12 protein-coding genes are annotated in these 22,381 nt (G+C 74.5%); 10 read left to right on the forward strand and 2 right to left on the reverse strand.

Features of this window, described 5'->3' with window-relative positions; all coding sequences use genetic code 11:
• The first annotated feature begins 11 nt into the window (after nucleotides 1–11).
• The 5 genes from ACLF5H_RS21950 (at nucleotide 12) to ACLF5H_RS21970 (ending at nucleotide 12,477) form a co-directional block, all read left to right on the forward strand.
• Nucleotides 12–866 (forward strand): DUF4132 domain-containing protein, encoded by an 855-nt coding sequence (locus ACLF5H_RS21950; RefSeq protein WP_421677724.1) that lies wholly within the window; start codon nucleotides 12–14, stop codon nucleotides 864–866.
• Nucleotides 863–5,857, forward strand: a complete 4,995-nt coding sequence (locus ACLF5H_RS21955) for a hypothetical protein (RefSeq protein ID WP_421677725.1) — start codon at nucleotides 863–865, stop codon at nucleotides 5,855–5,857. Before ACLF5H_RS21950 ends, ACLF5H_RS21955 begins: the two co-directional genes overlap by 4 nt.
• A 157-nt stretch (nucleotides 5,858–6,014) precedes the next feature.
• Nucleotides 6,015–7,184, forward strand: coding sequence for an AAA family ATPase (locus ACLF5H_RS21960; RefSeq protein WP_421677726.1), 1,170 nt, complete (start codon nucleotides 6,015–6,017; stop codon nucleotides 7,182–7,184).
• Between the two features lie 5 nt (nucleotides 7,185–7,189).
• Nucleotides 7,190–10,765: a vWA domain-containing protein gene (locus ACLF5H_RS21965; RefSeq protein WP_421677727.1), complete on the forward strand. Its 3,576-nt coding sequence runs from the start codon at nucleotides 7,190–7,192 to the stop codon at nucleotides 10,763–10,765.
• Nucleotides 10,762–12,477 (forward strand): hypothetical protein, encoded by a 1,716-nt coding sequence (locus tag ACLF5H_RS21970; RefSeq protein WP_421677728.1) that lies wholly within the window; start codon nucleotides 10,762–10,764, stop codon nucleotides 12,475–12,477. Before ACLF5H_RS21965 ends, ACLF5H_RS21970 begins: the two co-directional genes overlap by 4 nt.
• A 51-nt stretch (nucleotides 12,478–12,528) precedes the next feature.
• Here ACLF5H_RS21970 and ACLF5H_RS21975 read toward each other — a convergent pair whose 3' ends face one another.
• On the reverse strand, nucleotides 12,529–13,821 hold the full coding sequence (locus ACLF5H_RS21975; protein ID WP_421677729.1) for a glycoside hydrolase family 3 N-terminal domain-containing protein: 1,293 nt from the start codon (nucleotides 13,819–13,821) through the stop codon (nucleotides 12,529–12,531).
• A gap of 327 nt (nucleotides 13,822–14,148) precedes the next feature.
• Here ACLF5H_RS21975 and ACLF5H_RS21980 point away from each other — a divergent pair, with 327 nt between their 5' ends.
• From ACLF5H_RS21980 to ACLF5H_RS21995, 4 genes are read left to right on the forward strand one after another with little or no spacing between them, the layout of a single operon-like run.
• Nucleotides 14,149–15,852 (forward strand): hypothetical protein, encoded by a 1,704-nt coding sequence (locus ACLF5H_RS21980; protein WP_421677730.1) that lies wholly within the window; start codon nucleotides 14,149–14,151, stop codon nucleotides 15,850–15,852.
• Between the two features lie 12 nt (nucleotides 15,853–15,864).
• Nucleotides 15,865–18,870: a DEAD/DEAH box helicase gene (locus ACLF5H_RS21985; RefSeq protein ID WP_421677731.1), complete on the forward strand. Its 3,006-nt coding sequence runs from the start codon at nucleotides 15,865–15,867 to the stop codon at nucleotides 18,868–18,870.
• Nucleotides 18,867–20,090, forward strand: a complete 1,224-nt coding sequence (locus tag ACLF5H_RS21990; RefSeq protein ID WP_421677732.1) for a hypothetical protein — start codon at nucleotides 18,867–18,869, stop codon at nucleotides 20,088–20,090. The genes ACLF5H_RS21985 and ACLF5H_RS21990 overlap by 4 nt, the downstream gene beginning before the upstream one ends.
• Nucleotide 20,091: 1 nt before the next feature.
• A complete protein-coding gene (locus tag ACLF5H_RS21995) occupies nucleotides 20,092–20,619 on the forward strand; it encodes a hypothetical protein (RefSeq protein ID WP_421677733.1) in 528 nt (175 codons plus the stop codon).
• Nucleotides 20,620–20,730: 111 nt separating this feature from the next.
• Here the strand turns inward: ACLF5H_RS21995 and ACLF5H_RS22000 are convergent, their stop codons facing one another.
• Nucleotides 20,731–21,153: a YjbQ family protein gene (locus ACLF5H_RS22000; protein WP_421677734.1), complete on the reverse strand. Its 423-nt coding sequence runs from the start codon at nucleotides 21,151–21,153 to the stop codon at nucleotides 20,731–20,733.
• A 71-nt stretch (nucleotides 21,154–21,224) separates the two neighbouring features.
• On the opposite strand from ACLF5H_RS22000, the gene ACLF5H_RS22005 reads away from it, so the two are divergent.
• The gene (locus ACLF5H_RS22005; RefSeq protein ID WP_421677735.1) at nucleotides 21,225–22,304 is read left to right on the forward strand and encodes an NAD(P)-binding domain-containing protein; all 1,080 of its coding nucleotides are present in this window, start codon (nucleotides 21,225–21,227) and stop codon (nucleotides 22,302–22,304) included.
• The last annotated feature ends 77 nt before the right edge of the window (nucleotides 22,305–22,381 follow it).

Here is a 22,381-nt window from a genome sequence, read left to right on the forward strand (position 1 = left end):
GGGAGGCACGTATGGGGTGGGTGTCGGCCGGTGACTACGAGGTCGCCCTCGACGGCAAGAAGGTGGTGTGCCGCAACGCGTCCGGGCGGTTGTTGAAGTCGGTGCCGCCGAAGATCGCGGACGATCCCGCGGTCGTCGCTCTGAAGCAGCTCGTCGAGTGGCTGGAGCGGCACGAGTCGCAGTGCCTGGCCGACGCCGAGCGGTGGATGGTCCGCTCGCTGCCGGTGCCGTCGGCCCTCCTCACCGGCGTATGGCCGGATCCCGCCTGGCAGTCGGCGCTGCGCGACCTCGTGGTCACCGGCGCGGACGGAGCGGTCGCCGGATTCCTGCGCGACGCCGACTCCGAGCGGGGCCTCGGCCTGGTGGACCTCGACGGCGACACCGTCCGCATCACCCCCGAGCTGGTGCGCATCCCGCACCCCGTGCTCCTCGAAGACCTGGAGGAGCTGCGGGAGTTCGCGGTGGAGCTGGGCGTCGAGCAGCGCGCCCAGCAGCTGTTCCGCGAGGTCTGGCACCGCCCGGCCGTCCTGGACGCCAAGGCGACGCAGATCGAGGAGTACGCGGGCGGCGTCTTCAAGGAGCTGCGCTTCCTGCACGGCCGTACCGCCCAGCTCGGCTACCGCGCGCGTGGTGGCCACGCGGTGTGCTCCGTTGTGGAGGACGGCCGCGCCGTCGAGGCCCGCGTCTGGATCGGTGACTACGACGGGTACGCGCGGACCGAGACCGGCCCGCTGGCCTGGTCCGAGCCGGGCGGCCGGGTGCTGAGGCTCGATCAGGTCGGGCCGGTGGCCTGGTCGGAGGGCATGCGCATGGCGGCGGCGCTGTACGCGGGGCGGGACGTCGAGGACGAGGAGCGGGCGGCATGACGTACGACGAGAACACGGTCACCGCGCTGCTGGACGCCGGTGCCGTGCTGCCGCCCGGGAGCACCGCCCGCGAGGACGCCGACAGCCTGACGGTGCGCACGTACACGCATGCCGCGCTGGACGGCCGCCGGGTGGTCCGGCTGGTGCCTGGCACGCTGGGCGAGGCGGAGGACCTGGCGCTGGAGTTCCTGGGCCTGGCCAGGGAGCCCGAGCCGCCGGTGGTCGGGCAGGTGCGCCGGGAGACGCTGGGCTTCCCCGCCTGGGCGCTGGTCCACGACCCGGCGAACGGCCATCACGCGCTCGCCCTGGTGAAGGACGTCGAACGGCTCGCCCGGCAGGCCAAGTCCCGGCCGGGCACCGCCAAGGAGGGCTTCGAGGCGCTGGGCGAGCGGCTGGGGCGTGCGGTGCCGCACTTCCTGCCGACGTTCTACGAGCAGGCCGCGCGGGTCTTCCTGGGACACGAGAACACCACGTACGCGGCGGCGTTCTTCGGCAAGGCCCGCGAGGCCGAGCGGGTGCACGCGCTGGCGGTGGACGAGGAGCGGCGGCGCGCGGTGTTCCTGGAGTTCGCCTTCGCCGGGGCGCTGACCGTCAAGGCCCTCAAGGAGTATGTGAAGGATCTCGCCGCGCGGCTCGAACCGGCCGCGGCCTGGGCGCAGTTCCGGCAGCTGACGGTGGAGCGCTGCGCGGCCGGCCTGCCGCCGTACGCCTCGCTGCCGCAGGACGCGCGCGGGCTGATCAAGGCGGCGGGCCTTGACCGGGTGGCGGAGGAGTGCGATCTGGTGGCCGACCTGATCGCCTCCCCGGCGGCGGTGCGCGCGCCCCGGTCCTTCTGGACCGCCTACCGGGCGGTGCTGCCGGTCCTCGCCGAGCGTCGGCCCGAGACCCGGACGCGGCTGCTGGAGATCATGCCGGCCGGGCTCGGCCGGGACGTCGAGGACGACGAGTTCTGGCTCGCGCTGCTCGCGGAGACGGGGGCCGAGCGGCTGCTGACGGAGCCGACGGAGGCCGCGGCGCACGGCGTCGATCCGGCGGACTGGCTGAGCCGTTGGGCGTCCTTCCGCAAGCACGGCGGGTCGTTCTCCCTGCGCTCGCCGGGCACGCTCGCGCTGACCCGGCGGATGACCCCGGGGCTGGTCGCCGCCGGGCGCCCGGTGGCCCTGTTCGCGGGCGGCTGGCACGCGGGCGCCGACCTCGACCTGCTCGACCTGTGTCTGACGGAGGGCATCGCGCTCACCGTGCCGGGCGGCGGCGAGCGGATGTTCCTGCCGCTGCCCAGCTGGCTGACGGACACCCGTGCGGGCGCGCGCGACCTGGCGGCGGTGGCGGCCGACCCCCGGCTGCGGCGCCTGCTGAACACGGCCATGGGACAGCTCGGCGGCCATGCGCGCGCCGCGGAGATGCTGCGGACGGTCGCCGGGCACCCCGTCCTGTCCGAGGTGCTGCGGGAGTGGCTGGACGAGGCCGCCGACGACTTCACGGGCGCGGTGGGCCTGCCCGGCGCCGACCACGCGCTGAACCGGCTGCACGCCTTCCGGACCATCGCCCCGGAGGTCAACCCGGAGGCCGTGGCCCGGATCGCCGCCCACCCGACGGCGCCGCTGCTGACGCGTACGCTGCGCGCCGGCATCCTGGACGAACTGGGCTGGCCCGCCCTGGAGGAGGCGCTGGCCGTGCTGGACGCGCAGACCCGCGTCCAGGGGCCCGGCCATCGGCACACCGACTCGATCGCCGTGTACGAGGCATGGCCGGCGCTGATCGTCGCGCGCGGCCACAAGGCGCTCGTGGTCGGGCCGCGGGAGGTGCTCCTGGACCACGAGCTGCGGCTGCCGCAGGACCCGGACCACCGGCAGCAGCCCCGATTCCGTTATGTGGACGGCGAGTTGCTCGTCATGTGGCGGCAGGGCAGCAAGCAGTACGGCTACTGGTCGTCCCGGCCGGCCGACGTCTTCGAGCTCGGCGGCGAGCAGCTGCCCTCCTGGTGGAACCCGAACGAGACGATCGTCCCCTCCCTCCCGCTGCCGGGCGGCGGCCGTGCGAGCGGCGGCAAGGCCCTGCACGCCGGTGACACGGTCCTGCCGCCGTCCCGGAGCCTGCTCGGTGACGGCGGCACCCTGTGGCGCCGGGGCAGGGACGGCCGCCGCACGGTGTGGCTGGAGTACGACCCGGCCACCGGGACGCACGGCCGCGCCTCCCTGCCCGCCCTGCTGCGCTCGGGCATCCGCGAGGACGCCGAGCTGCTCACGGAGCGCTGCGAGGTGCTGCCGCTGCGACCGGGCCTGGAGGACAGCCCGTTCGGCACCGACGGCGCGGTGCTCGGGCACTGGGTGCGCACGGAGGGCGAGGGCGGCGCCGAACTGCGGACGGCGGGCACGCCGGACGGCCGGACCGTCTCGATGGCGGCGGCCGCGACCCGGCCGGACGGTGTTCCGGTGGGCGCGCTGCGGCTGCCGGGCGGCGCCGAGCCGGTCGTCGTGGAGTGGTACCGCGGCATCGGCCTGATGACCCCGGGCGGCGACGGCCACGGCCCCGGTGAGCTGGGGCGGGTATCACCCCAGGGACCGGGCGGGGAGTTCGCCGCGGGCACCCGCTTCGTGCCCCCGCTGCCCTTCTGGCACGCGCTGCGCCCACGCGACCCGCAGGGCTCGGCCGTGCTGCGCGCCCTGACCGGCGAAGCGGTCGGCGCGGTGCTGCGGGCCGTCGCCGAGGCGCTGGCGAAGCGGCAACAGGAGCTGTCCCGCGCCGGGGAGGACGAGCGGGCCAGGGCCGCCGTGCCGAGTGCCGACCAGGTCGTCCGGCGGACCGTAGCCGGTGCCCTGCCGGGGCTGACCGATGCCCGGCTGCTCACCGGTGTCGCCGCGCTGGTCGGGTCGACCCTCCGTATCGCCGACTCGGCGACCGCGTTCGCCCGTCCCCCGCAGGAGCGGCCCCGGTTGCCCCGCAACCGCACCGAGGGCATGTTCGCCGACTACCGCCCCGCGCACGGCGACGACCACAGCGTGTACGCGGCCGTGGCCGGGCTCGGCCCCCTCCGGGGCTGGTGGCGGCAAGAGGTGTGGAACGCGCTGCGCCAGATCCGGGCGGTGAACCATGTGCTGTCCGGCCACCCCGCCGACGGCACACCCCTGCCCGGCCGGGACCGGCTCGGCGCCCTCACGGACGGCTGGGAGAGCGAGGAGTTCACCGTCCCGGGCATCGGCATGGTGTGGCCGCAGGTGCTGGACCGGCTGCGCGCGCTGGCCTACCGGGCCGCGTCGCCCGCCCTGACCGAGGCCCGGCGAGAGCCGCTGCTCCTGCTGTTCGAGGCCCTCGCCGAAGGACCGCTCGCCGGGGCCGGCGGCACCTTCCGGCAGATGGTCCTCGGCGAACCGCACGACAAGCAGCAGCGCACCGGCCAGGTGCTGCGCCGCGCAGGCCGCACCGTGGTGATCCTCGGCTGCGAGAACGTCGACACGCGCCGGGACCGCGTCAACTGGCTGGCGCTTGACCATGATCCCAGCGGCGCGTTCGGCGCGGTCGCCCACTTCACGCTGGACCAGGAGGTGCGGTACGACACGACGATCACCGGCGCGGACCTGGCCGCGCTGACCCGCCTGGTCCGGGAGAAGGGCGCCGCGCCCTGGACGGCGGCGGCACCCGCGGCGCTGGTCGCGGCGAGCGGCGGCGGTCTCGGCCCCGCGCAGGCCGCCGTCCTGCTCGCCGGACAGCCGCAGGACATCGAGGCCGAGGGCCTGGCGGTGATCGGACTCAAGCCCAAGCAGCGGGAGTTGGGCGCCGCCCTGCTGCACGGCCTCGGCACCGAGCCGCGCACGGCGCTGCTGGGCGCGCTGCTGCCCCCCGACCCGGCCGACCTGTGGAGGACCGGACCGGACACGGAGGCCGCGGGCCGGGTGTGGGCCGAGCGGCTCGGCTCGCTGGTCCGGGTGCCCGAGGACCTCAGGACCGAGCTGACCGGGCTGCCCGTCGGACACGCCGAGGAGGCGCTCAACCCGTCCCGTACGCCGTGGCTGAGCCGCACCACGGTCCTGCGGCCGGACAAGGACGGCGATCTCGTGCCCGAGGACCCGTCGGCGGTGCCCTCCGGACACGATCTGGTGAACGCCGTCGACGGGCTCGCCTCCCTCGCCTACGGCCTGCCCCACGGCCACCCCCTGCGCGCCGCGCTCCCGGCCGGGCTCGCCGCCGTACGCCGACGGCTGACCGACCCCGAGCTGATACTCGGCCTCGGCGTCGAGCGGACGGAGAAGGGCGCCCCGACCGCGGCCGAGCTGCGCAAGGCGTACGGGCTGCCACCGACCGGCGGCGCCGACGCGCACGGACGGACCCGGGTGGGCGAGGCGATCGTGCTGCGCCCCTGGTACCAGGACGTGGAGACGGTCCTGATCCGGCCGGCCGGTCTCGACGGGCCCGACGACGCCGCCTTCGGGCTGCTGGCGGGGCTGGTCGGACCGCAGCAGGGGCATCCGCTGGGCGCCGTACGCACGCTGCTCGGCGAGGAGTTGGGCCGCGCGGTCGGCGCCGAGGGCCCTCCGGGGTACGCGCAGGACCCGACGGTCAGCGTGCCCGCGCTGGTCGCCGAGGTGGCCGGGACGTACGGGCTGGGCGAGGACGCGGCCGCGCTCTACCTCCAGCTGCTCGCCCTGCCCGACCCGACGGACCGCAACCGCGCCCGCTGGACCGGTTGGCGTCCGGCCCGGCTGAAGAAGGCCCGCGCCGAACTGGCCGCGACCGACCTGGTGGTCGAGGCCGGACGCCCGCGCGCCGGACGGACGTTGTTCCTGCCGTGCGGCTGGCGCGACCCGGGTTCTCCCGCGCTGCCGCTGGAGACCTGGAAGGAGTCCCTGTACCCGGTGCCGCCGCGGCGGCGCGCGGTACCGCTGCTTCCGGTCTCCGAGCTGTTCGCCCGGGCCTGGAACCGGGTCCGGACGGGCGACGCCCCGGCGTACGAGGAACTCACGACGCGGGCGACGCGGAAGGGCAGGCGCCGGTGAGGAACGGGGGCGGGGGCGCGGCCGGAGGGTTCTCCGGCGGTGCCGCGCACGATCCGCGGCGCGGCCGAACCCTCGCCGCCCCCGCCCCGAACCGCTCCCCCTGCCCCCGTACCCCCGCTGCCCGTCCCATCCGCACCCCCTCGAAGGACTTCCTCCGATGACGACCGTCCTCGTTCCCGACAGCACTCGGCAGATCGTTCCGCCCGAGGACCGGTACGCCACCGAGCTGGCGTTCCTCGCGGCTCACGATGCCGGTCCGCGGCCGCCCGCCTGGCGGCTCACGCCCCGGGCCGTGGTCACCTTCGTGATGGGCAGCGGCGGCCGGGCGCTGCGGCTGCCGGAGGACGCCGCGGTGCCGGACGGGGTGCCCCGGCGGCTGGAGATCGGCGGCAAGTTCGTCGGCGACCGCGCGCTGGTGGAGCGGTGTGTCGTCACGCTCGCCGGGGAGCGGGGCCTGCTGCTCGTCGGCGAGCCCGGCACCGCCAAGTCCATGCTGTCGGAGCTGCTGTCCGCCGCCGTGTGCGGCACCAGCGGGCTGGTCGTGCAGGGCACGGCGGGTACGACGGAGGACCAGCTGAAGTACGGCTGGAACTACGCCCTGTTGCTCGCGCAGGGCCCCAGCAGGACCGCGCTGGTGCCGTCGCCGGTGCTCACCGCGATGGGCCGGGGCGCGGTGGCCCGGGTCGAGGAGGTCACCCGGTGCCTGCCCGAAGTGCAGGACGCCCTGGTGTCGCTGCTGTCGGAGCGGCGCATCGCGATCCCCGAACTGGCGGGCGGCGAGGACGCGTTGGCGCACGCGGCGCCGGGCTTCACCCTCATCGCCACCGCCAACCTGCGGGACAAGGGCGTCTCCGAGATGTCGGCCGCGCTCAAGCGCCGCTTCAACTTCGAGACGGTGGGCCCCATCGCGGACCTCGACGCCGAGATCGCGCTGGTCCGCGGCCAGGCCCGGGCGTCGGTGGCGCGGGCGGGCGCGCCCTTCCAGGTCGACGACGCGGTCCTGGAGGCCCTGGTCACCGTGTTCCGCGACCTCAGGCAGGGGCGTTCGGCGGAGGGCTGGGAGGTGGAGCGGCCGTCCACGGTGATGAGCACCGCGGAGGCCGTCTCCGTGGCGGGCGCGCTGGGTCTTGCCGCCGCCTACTTCCCGGGCGACCGTGACGTCCTCGGGCTGCTGCCGGGGCATCTGCTCGGTGTCGTGCGCAAGGACGACCCGGCGGACGCGGCACGGCTGCGCGGCTACTGGGACGGCCCGGTCCGGCGCCGTGCCGAACAGGGCTCCGCCACCTGGCGCACCCTGTGGGATCTGCGCACGGTCCTGGAGGGCTGAGGACGGTGCGGTACGACACCCCGGAGGCGGCCGTCGCCGCCCTGACCGACCCGTCGGCGCCCTACCTCATCGGCGTGCGCCATCACGCGCCCTCGCTGGCCGCGGCCGTGCCCGAACTGCTGGACGCGGCCGCGCCGGACGTGCTCCTGGTGGAACTCCCCGCCGAGCTGGAGGAGTGGCTGCCCTGGCTCGCCCACGCGGACACCCGCGCCCCGGTCGCCCTCGCCGCCGCCCCCGCGACCGGGGCGAGCGGCCCGGCGTTCTACCCCTTCGCCGACTTCTCCCCCGAACTCGCGGCCGTACGGTGGGCGGCGCGGCGCGGGACTCCGGTCCTCGCGTGCGATCTGCCGCTGGCGGACCGGGCGTGGGCGGGGGCACCGGACGAGGACGGACCGACGGCCGGTCAGGTCCCGTCCGGGTCGCCCCGGCCGCGTACCGGCGGGGCGGGGCCGGGGATCGCCTCCGCGCTGCGCTCCCGTCTCACCGGTCGCCCGGGGGACGATCTGTGGGACCGGTTGGTCGAGGCGCCCGCGCCCGGTTCGGCACCGGAGGCGCTGCGCCGGGCCGCGTTGCTCACGGGGTGGGCGCTGCGGCAGGAGGCGGTGGCCGCGGGCGGTGTACCGGCGCTGGATCTGCGGCGGGAGCGATGGATGCGGGCGTGTCTGGCCCGGGCCACGGCGCACGGGAAGCGCGCGGCGGTCGTGGTCGGCGCGTTCCACGCCCCGGCGCTGTCGGCCCAGGCGCTGTCGGCCCCGGCGGACGGCGACGCCGCGAGCGCCACCGCCGCCCCCACGTCCGAGAACGCGTCGGCCTGGACGACGTCCCTCATCCCCTACACCTACGCCCTCCTGGACGCGCGCTCCGGCTACCCGGCCGGGATCCGCGACCCGGAGTGGCAGCACCTGGTGCTGGCCGCGGCCGGTGATCCCGCGGCCCTGGAGGACGCGCTGACCGGCGCCGCCGTACGGATCTGCGCCGAGCTGCGGGCGCTGGGGCATCCCTCCGGGCCCGCCGACGCCCGTGAGATCGCGCGGCTCGCCGGGGATCTGGCCCGGCTGCGGGACCTGCCGGCGGCGGGCCGCGGTGAACTGGTCGAGGCGGTGCAGACGGTACTGGCCCAGGGCGAGCCGTACGGCCGGGGGCGGGCCGTGGCGAGGGCGATGGAGAAGGTACTCGTCGGGACCCGTACCGGACGGCCCGCGCCGGACGCGCCGCGCAGCGGTCTGGCCCCCGCGGTGGAGGCCGAGCTGACCGCGCTGAATCTGCCCGGCCCCGCCGATCCGGCCCCCGGCACCGCCCGGGAGCTGCGCCTCGACCCGCTCCGCTCCGATCTGGACCGGCGCCGCGAACTCCTGCTGCGCCGCCTCGCGGTGTGCTCGGTGCCGTACGCCGAGCCGAGGACGGTGACCGCGGCGGGCGGCGCCGACGCGCTGACCTCGCGCTGGGAGGCGCGCTGGACCCCGGCCACGGCGGCCATGCTGACCGTGGCCGGGAACCGCGGGGTCACCCCGGCCCAGGCCGCCGAGGGCGTGCTGCGGGAGCGGCGGCGCCAGGAGCGGGCCGAGGGCGGGCCCACGGCTGCGGCGATCCTGCGGGGCCTGGAGGAGGCGGCCGGGTGCGGTCTGCCCGACCTCGCCGACGAGCGCCTCACCGAGACCGCCGAGGTGCTCCCGGACACCGCCACGCTGCCCGAACTCCTCGCCGGGCTCGCGCTGTCGGACCGGCTGCGGGCCGGGCACATCCCCGGGCTCGACGCGACCGGGGAACGTACCGGGCGCGCGGCGGCCGTCGCCGAGGCGCTGACCGCCGCCGCCGTACGGCAGCTCGACGGGCTCACCGGTTCCGAGGACCCGGCCGACGCCCGCGCCCTGGTGGAACTCGCCCAGCGTGCCGACCGTTTGGGCGGCATCCGGCTCGGGGCCGCGCTGGCCCGGCTGGCGGCCGACGGTTCCCCGCTGATGCGCGGCGCCGCCGGGGCCGTACGGGTGCTGCTGGGGCAGGAGGCGGCGCGGACGTTCGGCGATCGGGTGGCCTCCTGGGTGGACGGCGCCGGGGACCCGGAGTCCCGGGTGGCGCTCACCGCCCGCCTGACCGGTCTGCTGACCGCGGCCGGACCGCTGCTCGAATCGGCGGCGCCCGCGCTGCAGCCGTTGCTCGACCGGGTGCCGGAGCTGTCCGACCGCGACTTCCTGGACCGGCTCCCGGCGCTGCGCGGCGGCTTCGACACCCTCAGCCCGGCCGCCCGCGAACGGCTCCTCGCCACCGTCGAGGAGCGCCTGGACGGCGAACGCCCCTGCGACACCGGGGACTTGGATCCCGTAGCCCTGGCCCGCTGGACCCGCGCCGACCTGGCGGCCCGCGAGGCGCTGGCCGCGCTGGGCCTGCTGCCGACGGACGGTACCGCCGAGAGCCCTGGGGACGCCGTCATCAAGCCCTCCGCGCCGACGCCGTCCGCCCCCGCCTCCATTCCCTCCGCCACTCTCTCCCCCGCCGACCGCTGGCGCCTTCTCCTGGGCCGCCGGAGCAGCCGACTTCCGGCCTCCGCCCGCTCGTTGGCGACCGCGCTCGACGAGCTGTACGGCCAGGGGCGCGGCGAGGGCAGCCGGGGCGACATGGCGGGACGGGGACGCGGCGGGCGCGAGGCGTCGTACCCCGGTGTCCGGGAGTGGTCCGAGGAGCTGGCCGCGCTGTTCGGGCCGGGTGTCCGGGAGGAGGTGCTGGCGGCCGCGGCCGCCGCGGGGCGGCGGGACGTGCTCATGGAGCTGGACCCGGACACCGTACGGCCCTCGGTGGATCTGCTGCGCTCGGTGCTGCGGCACGCGGGCGGGCTGCCGGAGGCCCGGCTGGCGGCGCTGCGTCCACTGGTGCGCCGACTGGTCGAGGCGCTGACCCGGCAGCTGGCGACCCGGCTGCGGCCCGCGCTGCACGGCACCGCCCTGCCCCGGCCCAGTCGGCGCCCCGGCGGCGGCCTGGATCTGCCCCGCACCCTGCGGGCGAACCTGGCCACCGCCCGCCGCCGCCCGGACGGCACGGTCCTCGTCATCCCCGAACGCCCCGTCTTCCGCAGCCGTGCCCGGCGCGCGGCCGACTGGCGGCTGGTGCTGGTCACCGACGTGTCGGGCTCCATGGAGGCGTCCACGATCTGGGCGGCGCTCACGGCCTCGGTGCTGGCCGGGGTGCCCACGCTGTCCACGCACTTCCTGGCGTTCTCCACCGAGGTGATGGATCTGACCGACCATGTCGAGGATCCGCTGTCGCTGCTCCTGGAGGTCCAGGTCGGCGGCGGCACCCATATCGCGGCCGGGCTGCGCCACGCGCGCGAGCTGGTCACGGTGCCCTCGCGCACCCTCGTCGTGGTCATCAGCGACTTCGAGGAGGGCTATCCGCTCGGCGGGCTGCTCGCCGAGGTGCGCGCCCTGGTCGGCGCCGGCTGCCACGTCCTGGGCTGCGCGAGCCTCGACGACTCGGGCCGACCGCGCTACTCGACCGGTGTCGCGGGCCAGTTGGTCGCCGCGGGCATGCCGGTGGCCGCCCTCAGTCCGCTCGAACTCGCCCGCTGGGTAGGGGAGAAGATCGCATGAGCCCGCAACTGCCCCCGGTCGCACCGGCCGTGACCGCCGCACTCGTCGCGGCGCTCTCACCCCGGTTGCGCAGGCGCCTCGACTCGGGCGTCGCCAAGCTGGCGGACCGGCCCGTGGTCCGCGACGGCGACGTCGTACGCATCGCCGTGGACGACGACACCGACCTCGAACTGCACGCCCCGGGCGGCGCGGTGAGGGAGGCGGACGCCGTGCGCTGCGGCTGCCTGCTGGCCCCGGACTGCCTGCACCGCGCCGCGGCCGCCTCCCTGGCGCCGGTCGCGGAGGAGACCGACTCCCCTGCCGGGCCGGACGATTCGGCCACCGAGGAGGCCGCGGCCCAGGCTCCCGAGACGGCCTCGCCTAAGCAGCGTGCCACGGTCCGCGCCGTACAACTGGCCGCATCCGCCGTGCTGGAGGCCGGTACGGACGGGGCGGGCGCGGTGCTCCAGGCGGAGTTGCTGCGCGCCGCGCACACCGCGCGGCTCGCGGGCCTGCACCGGGCCGCCGCCACGGCCGTCTCCGTGGTCACCGCGCTGCGCGCCGCCCGCGCGGCCGATCCGGCGTACCGCCTGACCGATCTCGCCGCCGGTCTGTACGACGTGCTCTGCGTGGCCCACCGCCTGCCGAGCGCGTCCGGCGGCGAACTCACCGCGCTGCGCGGCACCGCGCGTCAGCCCTACCGCCCGGACGGTTCGCTGCGCCTGTACGGCCTGTTCTCCGAGCCGGTGCTCACCACGAGCGGCTACGCGGGCGCGGTGACCTGGACCGCCGACGCGGAGGGCCGGCTGTACCAGGTGTCCGACGTGGCCCCGGGCGGCGCCGGGCGTGCGACGGGCGCGGCCGACCGGGCCGTGCGGATCGGCGACACCGCGCTGACCCATCGTGAACTGGCCCGCGCCGGGCTCGCGGTGTCGGGCGCCACCGTCTCCCCGACGGGCCGGCTCGGGGCGGGCGCGGGGGTACGGGCCGTACGAGCCCCCGGCGCGGGCTGGCACGAGGAGCCGTCGGCCCGGCTCTGGGCGGAGCCGGTGCCCGACCAGATCGCCCGCGCCCTGACCGGCGGCCCTGACCTGCTGTTCCTGGACGTCACCCTCACCGGCACCGCGGCGGAGGCGGCGGGCCACTGCCTCCTCGCCGACTGCGCCGGGGTGCCCCTGCGGCTGACGGCGGCGCACGACGACCCCGCGCTCCCCCACCGCGACAACCTGCGCCTGCTGTCCGCCGCCCGTGGCACCCGGCTGCGCGTCGTGGCCCGGCTCAGCCCGGCCCCGCACCCCCGGGCCGAGCTGCTCGCCACCGAGCATCCGACGCGGTCCGACACCCGTCTCGACATCGGCCTGGACCGGCTCACGGGCGCCGACCTGCCCACCACCGCGGCGACCCCGCCCGAGCCCCTACCTGTACCTGTCTCCGACGAGGCGCCGATCCACCTGCTGCGCCGCCGCGTCCACCAGACGGTCTCGGGCGGCCGCCCGGTCCTCGCCCTTCCCGGCGACACCCGCGCCGATGCCCGGCGCCTGCGCCGGTCCGGGCTCGCCACGGCGGCCGGACTCCTCACGGACCTGCACTCCGCCGCCGCGGACCGCGCCCATGACGTCTTCGGCCGGCTGCGCCCCACCGACCCCGACCGCTTCGCCCGCGCCTGGCTGGCCGCGGCCCACTACACGACCGAAGTGGACCGCGCGCTGTGCCTGGCCGCGTGGACGTCCTGACCACGCCACGCGGCCGACCCGGGCCTCAGGGCCTCAGATCCTCAACTGCGCTCAACTGCACTGGAGCAGGCCCGCGTTGTGCTTGGCGTCGAGTATCCGGCGCACGCTGTCGTCGATCTTGGCCCGGTAGGAGGCGTCCTGCCCCATCTTGGTCTGGACGGCCTGCGCCATCGCGGGTATGACATCCGGTCGCACCGTGAGGATCATGTCGCCACCGGCCGAGGTGAAGTTCAGCGCCCGCTGGGCGGGGGTGAAGGACCGTACGGCGACCGCGTTGCCGATGTCGTCCGAGATGACCACGCCCTTGAAGCCCATCTGGCCGCGCAGCAGTTGGCCGATGACCGTCGGCGAGAAGGCCGCGATGTGCTGGGCGTCGATCTTGTTGTAGGTGGCCGACGAGACCATCACGAAGGGCGAACCGGCCTGGATCCCGGCCTTGAACGGGTCGAGGCTCGCACTGGTGCCGGTCGTCACCGAGTCCACGACGTTGGCGGTGGTGTCGGTGTTGCCGATCACCTGGCCCAGCCCGGGGAAGTGCTTGAGCGTGGTCATCACGCCCGACTGCTTGAAGCCCGCGGCGAAGGCACCGGTGTGGGAGGTCACGGGGCCCGGGGTGTTGCCGTACTCGCGCTGGAAGGAGCCGATGGGGATGTTGCGGGTGCCCAGCGAGGCGGGGACCACGTCGGCGACCGGCGCCAGGTTCAGATCGACCCCGGCCCGCTTGAGCTGCTGGGCCCACATGGCGGCCTCGGCACGCAGCATCGTGGTCGACTTCTTGCCCTGGGTCACTCCGTTGGGCATGGCCGAGAAGCCAGGGCCGTTGAGCACCTGTACCTTGCCGCCCTCCTGGTCCGTCGCCACCAGCAGGCCGACCTGCTTGCCGTCGACCCGGTCCGCCTGGCCCCGGAAGCCGTCGACGACCTTCCGGGTCGCCGCCGTACCGGCGGAGCTGCGGCCGGTCAGCATGACGGAGCCCACGTGGTTGTCCCGCAGGATGCGCAGCTGGGCCTGGTCCGGTTTGGCCGCGTTGATGCCGCCCATGAAGAGCTGTCCGACCCGCTGAGCCGTGGTCATACCGGCCAGGGTCCGGTCGGTGCAGGTGGTGGCGGTCGCCATCGGGGTGGTCTGCGCGGTACCGGTGCCGGTGGGGCTCGGCGTGGGGCTCGCGGTGCCCGGGGTCGGTGTGCCCTGGGTCGCGGCGGTGTCGCGGAGGGAGGTCGTGGTCGCCCCGGGTGTGACCGATGCCCCGCAACCGGCGACGGCGAGCGCCAGAGTGGTCAGCGGAACCCCGGCGCGCAGGGCTGTGCGGCGGCTCCTGGGCCGCTGCCGGACGCGTATTCTCATGCTTCCTCTCCCGGCCTGGACGGACCGGGGCTGCCGCGTACTGCGCAACCACTTCTGTCGCGGCGAGCCCGGCTTGCTGCGTCCACCACACCGTACGTGATTGAGCATTTGTTCGCCCCACGACGGAGATGAGCGAGCACGGGCTGCCCATCGGCCCGATAAGCCGATCGCCATACCCCTCGGGGGAACCCGGGCTAAGGTGATCCTCCGCGTCGCCCCCTATCCCGTGCGGGACCACCCTCAGGGAGTCATGGGGCCCGGTCTGGGGTTCTGGGAAGCCTCGGGATTCGGTGAAGTCCCGGAGTTCTGTGAAGGTGAGGGTCTTTCTTGGGGGGATCGAGGGGGCGGCGGCCCACCGTGGTCGTGCTCACCGCCTTGCAGGTCGAGTACGAGGCGGTACGCCGGCACATGACGGACGTCCACGAGGACCGGGAGCCTCAGGGCACCGTCTTCGACAGGGGCCGCATACCCGGCCTCGGCTGGGAGGTGGCGCTGGCGGAGATGGGCCCGACCAACACCCGTGCGGCCCTGGTCACTCAGTCCGCCATCGCGTACTTCGACGCCGAGGTCGTGCTCTTCGTGGGCGTCGCCGGTGGGCTCAAGGACAATGTCCGTCTCGGTGATGTCGTCGTCGCCAGGAAGGTCTACAGCCATCACGGCGGACGCGAGAGCGCGGACGGGTTCGCCGCCCGGCCCGACGTCTGGCAACCGCCGTACGAAATGGATCAGTTGGTGCGCTCGGCCAGACGCAACGAACCCTGGTCCTTCCTCGCTCGGGAGGCCGGATCCACCGGCACGCCGCCCCAGGTTCATTTCGAGCCGATCGCCTCGGGTGACGTACTGCTCGGCTTCCGTGACTCCGAGACGGGACGCCGGATCCACCGGCACTACAACGACGCCGTGGCCATCGACATGGAGAGCCACGGCGTCGCCCACGCGGTCGGGATGAAGCAGGGGGTGCGGGCCCTGTTCATCCGCGGCATCAGTGACTCCGCCGACCAGGACAAGGCCGCGTACGACGCCGCGGGCTCCCAGGAAACCGCCGCGCGGCATGCCGCCGCCTTCGCCCTGCGGGTGCTGCGCGATCTGCGCCCCGCCGGACGACCGGCACCAAAGCGGCCTCCGGTACCGGCCCCCGTCGTGGTGTCCGCCCCTGACCGCTCCCCCGGCCCCGCGTCCTGGGACAGCCGTCCTGTCGTCAGGGTCGGGGAGCAGGAGTACCTGCTGTACGGCGGTCCCGGAGACCTCCTGCAGGAGTCACGGCACGGCGATGTGCTGCGCCGCCAGGCACTGGCCCGTGTGATGTCCGACGGCAGCACCCGCGGCACCTACGCCTGGCTGCGCCAGGTCGAGGAATTCGAGCCGGACCGCGGTCGTGCCCTGACCGCGCTCGAAGAGGAGGCGAAGCTGTGCCGACGCCTCCAGGGCCCCACCGTCCTCCAGCTGTCCCGCAGCGGGAACACCGCGACGCTCGCTCTGGCCTGGCCCGGTGACCCGAAGCGCGGCAACCCGCTGGAGACCCTGCACGAACTGCTGCCCGCGTCGGCGGCACCGGCGGACCCGCTGCGCCTGTGGTCCGTCGTGCAGGCCCTCGCCGAAGTGGCACACGTTCTTGAGCGGCTGAGCGGCGCGGGAGTCTCGCACCGGGCGCTCCGGCCGACCGCGGTCGTGCTGCACCGGCCGGGCACGGTGCTGCGCGACTTCGGCCTCGCCACCGTGCCGCCCCGCCTGGGCGAGAACCCGGGGCCCTTCCAGGCGCCCGAGCAGCGGCACGGATCCGCCGTCCGTCCCGGGCCCGCCACCGACGTCTACCAGGTGGGCGCGCTGCTGCACCTCGCGCTGACCGGCCGGGCCCCCGAGCCCGGATGGCCTCCCTATCGCGGATCGGCCGCGGTCCCGGACCGCCTTGTCCGCGCGGTCGCCGACGCTCTGCAGGAGGATCCGGGGGCCCGCCCGTCCGCCCGTGCGCTCCGTCTCGCCCTGCTCGCCGCGGCGCGCGAGCTGGCGTCCGTCCCGCCGCCCCGGCGCTGAGGAGCGTCATCGATGTCCGTCAACACCATCAGCTTGAACGCCCCACTGGTGCTCGTCCCCTGGACCGACCTGGACAACCAGCTCCGGGCGAAGGCCGGGTCCAGCGCGGGGCTGCCGTCCGACGTCCCGCAGATCGTCCATGACCTGAACCAGCTCACCGGGGGCGCCGCCGTCAGCGTCAGCCCGGCCAACGGCAAGTACAACGCGTCCCTGCTGGTGTACACACGGACGTACCGGTTGCGCCTCGAAGCCACGAAGCGGGGCACCGGCTACTTCGTCCGGCACATCGATCCGCTGCGACTGGCCGACCACGCGCGCCTCGCCAGGTCCTGTCTCCTGGTGCGACCGCCCGCCTGGCAGATGGTGTTCGAGCTGCGGGCCGTACCCGAGCACGCGGACGCCCAGTGGGCGGCCATCGAGGACGCCTGGCAGCATCTCGGCCGGGAACGGGCACCGCGGCGGGCCGCCCCTGCCGTCAGCGAGGCGCAGTCGCGGTTCCTCGACACCGTGGACCGGCTGATCGACGCGACCGAGGAGATCACCACCCGGGAGGACCGCCGGGCCGCGCCCTTCCCGTACCAGCGCCTCACGGCCACCGGTGGCAAGCGCGGCAGCGGTCCGCAGTCCGTCTACGAATTCCAGCTCATCGGACCGGAGTTCCCGCCGGCCGGCGCCTTCGTCCGCATCCAGGGTGACAGCGATACCCGCGGGAAGGTGAGCCGGGCGGCCGAGGGGCGCGTCACTGTCCGCTTCGACCAGCCCGTGTCATGGGACCGGCTGCCGCCACGCGCCGCCCTGGAACTCATCCCCAGCAGCGTGATCTTCAACAAGCAGCGGCAGGCCGTGGCAAGCCTCCGCAACGGGGACACCAGGAACTCGGGCCTCCTGTCGGCCGTGGTCGAGCACCAGGTGACCCCGATCCCCCGCAGCACCGCCGAGCCGCACGAGGACCTCGATCCCGAACAGCTCGACGCGTTCCGCAAAGCGCTGACCACGCAGGATCTGCTGGTGGTGCTCGGGCCGCCCGGCACCGGCAAGACCCGGACCATCACGGAGATCGCCCACACCGCCGCGACGGCGGCCACCGCCGACAGCTGCCGGGTGCTCGTCACCTCCCACACCAACCGCGCCGTGGACAACGTACTGGCCCGACTGCCCCGGGATCTGGTGGTGATCCGGGTCGGGGACGAGAGCAAGGTGCACGCCGACGTCAGACCGCTGCTTCTGGAGGAGCAGTCGGAGAGCCTGTCCGAGGAGATCCGGCACACCATGGTCCAGCGCGCCCGGGCGTACCAGGAGGCAGCGGCCGCGGAACCGTGGACGGACGAATTCGCCGTTCGCCTCCAGCAGGTCGACGACCTGGCCGAGGAGGAGAGGACCGCGGCCCGGCGGCTGCGCGAGGCGACCGACATGGCGACCGCACCGGCCCGGGAAAAGCTGTCAGACCTCCGGGGCCAGGAGGACGAACGGATGACCGCCCTGGGGTCGCTCACCGGACGCGCCGCACGGCTGGAGGAGAAGGCGCGGTCCGCGCGACAACGTTCCGACGCCTTTTTCACGGGCTGGCTGCACCGCTACCGGGCCCGGCGCCGGGAGAAGGAACTCACCGCGGTGCGGGCCGAGACGGGGCGGCTCGACGCGCTCGGCCTCAGCCTGCGCCGACAGGCCGAGGCCGCGAGCGCCGAGGAGGAACGCGCGCGCCACGAGGACGCCACCGTCAAGGCGGCCCGGGACACGTACCTGGTGGTGGAACGGCATCTCGGCAAGGGAGTTCAGTCCGCCTACGAGGCCGCCGACATGGCCGTCCACGCGCTCGGCAGGGCCGTGCCGGACCCGCCCGTCGCCGTTCGCCCGGCTGATCCGGCCGACGCGCCGGCCGCACTGCACACCCTGCACGGGCAGTTGACGCGGTGGCTGCCGGTCCTCTCCCAACGCCAGGAACTCACCCGGCGGTGGCAGGCCGCCATCGGCCAGGACCCGGGCCAGCTGGTACCCGAACTCGTCCGCTACGCCCAGGTGGTCGGCGCCACCTGCATCGGCGCGGCGTCCCGCCCCGAACTGTCCGGAGTCGAGTTCGACCTGGGCATCGTCGACGAGGCCGGCCAGATCGGCATCGCGGACACGCTGGTGCCGCTGACCCGGGTCCGCCGCGGCGTCCTGGTCGGTGACGACCGGCAACTGCCGCCCTTCAGCGACCCCGAGGTGGACGACTGGGCGCAAGGCATCGGTGACCCGGAGCTCGTCCGGCTGATGTCCCGCAGCGCCTTGGAGCGGCTGCGTGCCGGACTGCCCTCCTCGCACGTGGTGCAGCTGACCCGGCAGCGCCGGATGCCCGCCGAGATCGCCGACTTCATCTCGGCCGCCTTCTACCGGGGAGAGCTGCTCACCGAGAAGGACCACCGGCACATGGACCCCCTGTTCTCCAGCCCGATGGCCTTCGTGGACACCTCCGACCTGCCGGACCGGGAACGCCGCGAGTCGGGCGGGCGCGGCCCCGAGGGCCGCGCCCGCAAGGGCGCCTCCAACGCCTGTGAGGCACGCCTGCTGGCCAGGCTCGCCGCCTTCTACCACCGCCGGGGTTCCGAATGGGTGGTGATCGTCCCCTACCTCGCGCAGCGTCTGGAGGTCGTCCGCCGGCTGACCCGGCTGATCGGTGACTCCCAGCTCGCCGACGCCTCGGTCGGCAGCGTCGACTCGTATCAGGGCGGGGAGCGCGACGTCGTCCTGTACGGCTTCACGCGCAGCAACCCCGAAGGCAGGATCGGCTTCCTCAGGGAGCTGCGCCGTGCCAACGTCGCCTTCACCCGCGCCAAGAGCCAGCTGGTCCTGGTGGGCGACCTGAGCACCCTGATGCGCGCGGACGATCCCGGCTTCCGGGTGCTCATCGGTGACCTGTACGAGCATCTGCGGGACCGCGGCGACCTGCGGGCCTACCAGGACGTCATGGCCGCGCTCGGCGAAGCCGTCCCGGACCTGGCCAAAGCCGCCGACGTCTCTTCCGAAAGGGGCCGGGCATGACGACTGCGCCCCGGTTGATGAACTTCCCTGAAGAGCGAGTCCTGGAGGACGCCGCCTTCGGCCAGGGCATCGTGCCCACCCGGCTCTACTCCCTGCTCCTGCCGGTCTGGCAGGTGGAGATCCGGGCCGACATCACCGAGGGCGAGGACTTCTCGCTGATCGACGGGTTCCTGGAACGCGGACTGCGCCACGGCGCCTTGCACACCGTGGACGAACTGGCGGCGTTCTTCGCCCTGGACCGCGCCCTGGTCGCCCAGGCCGTGCGCTTCCTGACCACGATCGGCCATGTCCGGGAGGAGTTCGGCGGCCGACTGTCCCTGACGCCCCTCGGGCAGCGCTCCGTGGACGACGACATCCGCTACGTGGTCACCCGCCAGGACCGCCGCAAGCTGTACTTCGAGGCCCTGGGCTGCACTCCGCTGACCCGGGACCACTACGACGAGGATGTCGTGACCCTTCTGTCCGGTGACGAACTGGACCGGGTGCAGCGAAAGGACCACTACCCGCGCTTCACCGCGCTCCCCCCGGCCTCCGGCTTCGATCGCTCGGCCCTGGACCGCCTCAAGGAGCGCAAGGACCGGGCCCGCTTCAATCTGCCGGTCGCCCTGGACTCCCTGGAGTGTCTGAGCGAGACAGTCGTGTACCTGCCCGTCCACCTGGTGCGCGGCGGACGGGGAGACCTTCTGGTGTACGGCCAGGCCAAGGCCGGGACGGCACACGATCCGGAACTCAGCGCTGTCTGCACCCGGACTCCTCAGCTGGTCTCCGCTCTCGAGAACGAGGAGAACGAGGAACTGGACCGGAGAGCGGACGACCGCCTGCTGCGTTCCGTCCAGAGGTGGCTGGGCGAGCAGGGCATCCACTCGGTCGCCCCGGAACAGGACGACGACGGCACCTGGTCGGTCTCGCTGCCCGCCACCGCCTTCGGCGAGGAGAGGTTGCCGGAGTCCCGTATCGGCGGCTACCGCATGGCGGGCAACCGGTTCTTCCGCGTGTGGTGCCAGGAGGAGGTACCGCGCAAGCGCGCCCTCCTGCATCTGCTGGACCGGCGGATCGGCTCGCGTCGGCAGGTCACCCGGCGGGAGGCGGAAGAGATCATCTCCCGGCTGGCCCTGCAACTACGTCTGGAAGTACCCGAGTTGTCCCGGCTCCGTAGCGGTGCGAGGAAGATCGGCCTCAGCGAGCTGGAAGCCCGACTGGCCCGACTGGAGAATGAATAAAGTGATCGACACCGGCCAACTCCTGCTTGCCGAGTACGCGCAGATCAAGGAGGAGCAGCGCGCTCGTATCGGCTTCCGGGACAACCTCATCTACGCCACGCTCGGCACCATGGCGGCGGTCGTCGGCTCGACTCTCGCCCGCAGCGGCCACCTTGAGATGCTGTTGCTGCTCCCTCCGCTGTCCACCATCCTGGGGTGGACCTACCTGGTCAACGACGAGAAGATCTCGGCCGTGGGCCGGTACATACGCGAGGAACTGGCCCCCCGCCTCAAGGAACTGAGCCGGGAGCGGGCGGAAGTCTTCGGCTGGGAATCCGCGCACCGAGGCGACACGCACCGTCGCTCCCGCAAGCGGTTCCAGCTCGCCGTGGATCTGCTGACCTTCTGCGGGGCACCGCTCGCGGCCTTGGTCGTCTACTGGCTGTTCGGCCCGACACCGTGGCCGCTGCTTCTGATCTCGCTGGCCGACACGGCCGTGGTCATCGGCCTGGCCGCCCAGGTCGTGCGCTACGCCGACCTCGGAGGCTGACCGGGCCCGACGGGATGCACCACCCGGACCCGACCGGACGAACCTCCCGGCCCGCGCGTCCAGCCCTCTCGCCCCGCTCCCCGCGGAACCCGGTCCGCCGGTGGCGGGCTCTCAGCCCAGGAAACTCAGCCTCACCTGCCGGTCGGGGTTGTCCCTGTTCGTGTCCACCAGGCACACCGACTGCCAGGTGCCGAGTTCCAGGTGGCCGGCGATCACCGGCAGGGTCGCGTGCGGTGGGACCAGTGCCGGGAGGACGTGGTCGCGGCCGTGGCCGGGGCTGCCGTGGCGGTGCTGCCAGCGGTCGTCGGCCGGGAGCAGGGTGTGCAGGGTGGCGAGGAGGTCGTCGTCGCTGCCGGCGCCGGTCTCGAGGACGGCGATCCCGGCGGTGGCGTGCGGGACGAAGATGTTCAGCAGGCCGTCGCGACCGGCCGCCGCCTCCCGCAGGAAGTCCTCGCAGTCCCCGGTGAGGTCGACCACGCGTTCCCGGCTACCGGTGGAGACGTTCAGGATTCGGGTGGTGAAGGCATCTGACATGGTCCCCATCCTGACGCATGGGTACGACAGCGGGCGGGAAGAGCCGCGCACGGCACGCTGTTGGTAGAAGCGTGAACGAATTGCGTGAGGTCGAGGTGGTCGTCGTAGGCGCTGGTCAGGCAGGACTGGCCGGCGCCTATCACGTGCGCCGCGCCGGATTCGAGCCGGACCGCGACTTCGTGGTCCTCGACCGCTCCCCCGCGCCGGGTGGCGCCTGGCAGTTCCGCTGGCCCTCGCTGACGTACGGCAAGGTGCACGGGATGCACGCGCTGCCCGGCATGGAGCTGACCGGCGCCGATCCCGCGCGCCCCTCGGCCGAGGTGATCGGCGCGTACTTCGACCGGTACGAGCACGCCTTCGACCTGCGGGTACGGCGCCCGGTGGAGGTGCGGGCGGTGCGCGAGGGGGACGGCGGGCGGCTGCTGGTGGAGACCTCCGACGGCATCTGGTCGACCCGTGCGCTGATCAACGCGACCGGCACCTGGGACCATCCGTTCTGGCCCCGCTACCCGGGCCAGGAGACCTTCCGCGGGCGGCAGTTGCACACCGCGCGGTACACCGGGCCCGAGGAGTTCGCCGGGAAGCGGGTGGTGGTCGTGGGCGGTGGCGCCTCCGGCACCCAGCATCTGCTGGAACTCGCCCCGTACGCCGCCGCGACCACCTGGGTCACCCGGCGGCCGCCGGTCTTCCGGGAGGGCCCGTTCGACGCGGACGCCGGGCGGGCGGCCGTCGCGCTGGTGGAGGAACGGGTGCGCGCGGGACTGCCGCCGCGCAGCGTGGTCTCGGTCACCGGGCTGCCCCTGAACGACGCGATCCGCCGGGGACTCGCGGACGGCGTCCTGGACCGGCGGCCGATGTTCGAGAGGATCACCCCCGACGGCGTGGAATGGCGGGACGGCGGCCGCGTGGACGCCGATGTGATCCTGTGGGCGACCGGGTTCCGGGCGGCGCTCGGCCATCTCGCCCCGCTGCGGCTGCGCACGCCGGGCGGCGGGATCCGGATGGAGGGGACGCGCGCGGTGGCCGACCCCCGGGTCCATCTCGTCGGCTACGGCCCCTCGGCCAGTACCATCGGCGCCAACCGGGCCGGTCGCGCGGCCGTACGGGACATCAGGCGGCTGCTGGCGCGGGACCGATCGGCCGCCGCATGACGAACCGCCGGGCCACCGCGCCCCGTTGAACCGGTCGGTGGGTGGACCGGTCGGTGGGTGAACCGGTGGACGCCGCC

It is taken from the genome of Streptomyces sp. LaBMicrA B280 (assembly GCF_049222185.1).
GTDB classification, from domain to species: domain Bacteria; phylum Actinomycetota; class Actinomycetes; order Streptomycetales; family Streptomycetaceae; genus Streptomyces; species Streptomyces murinus.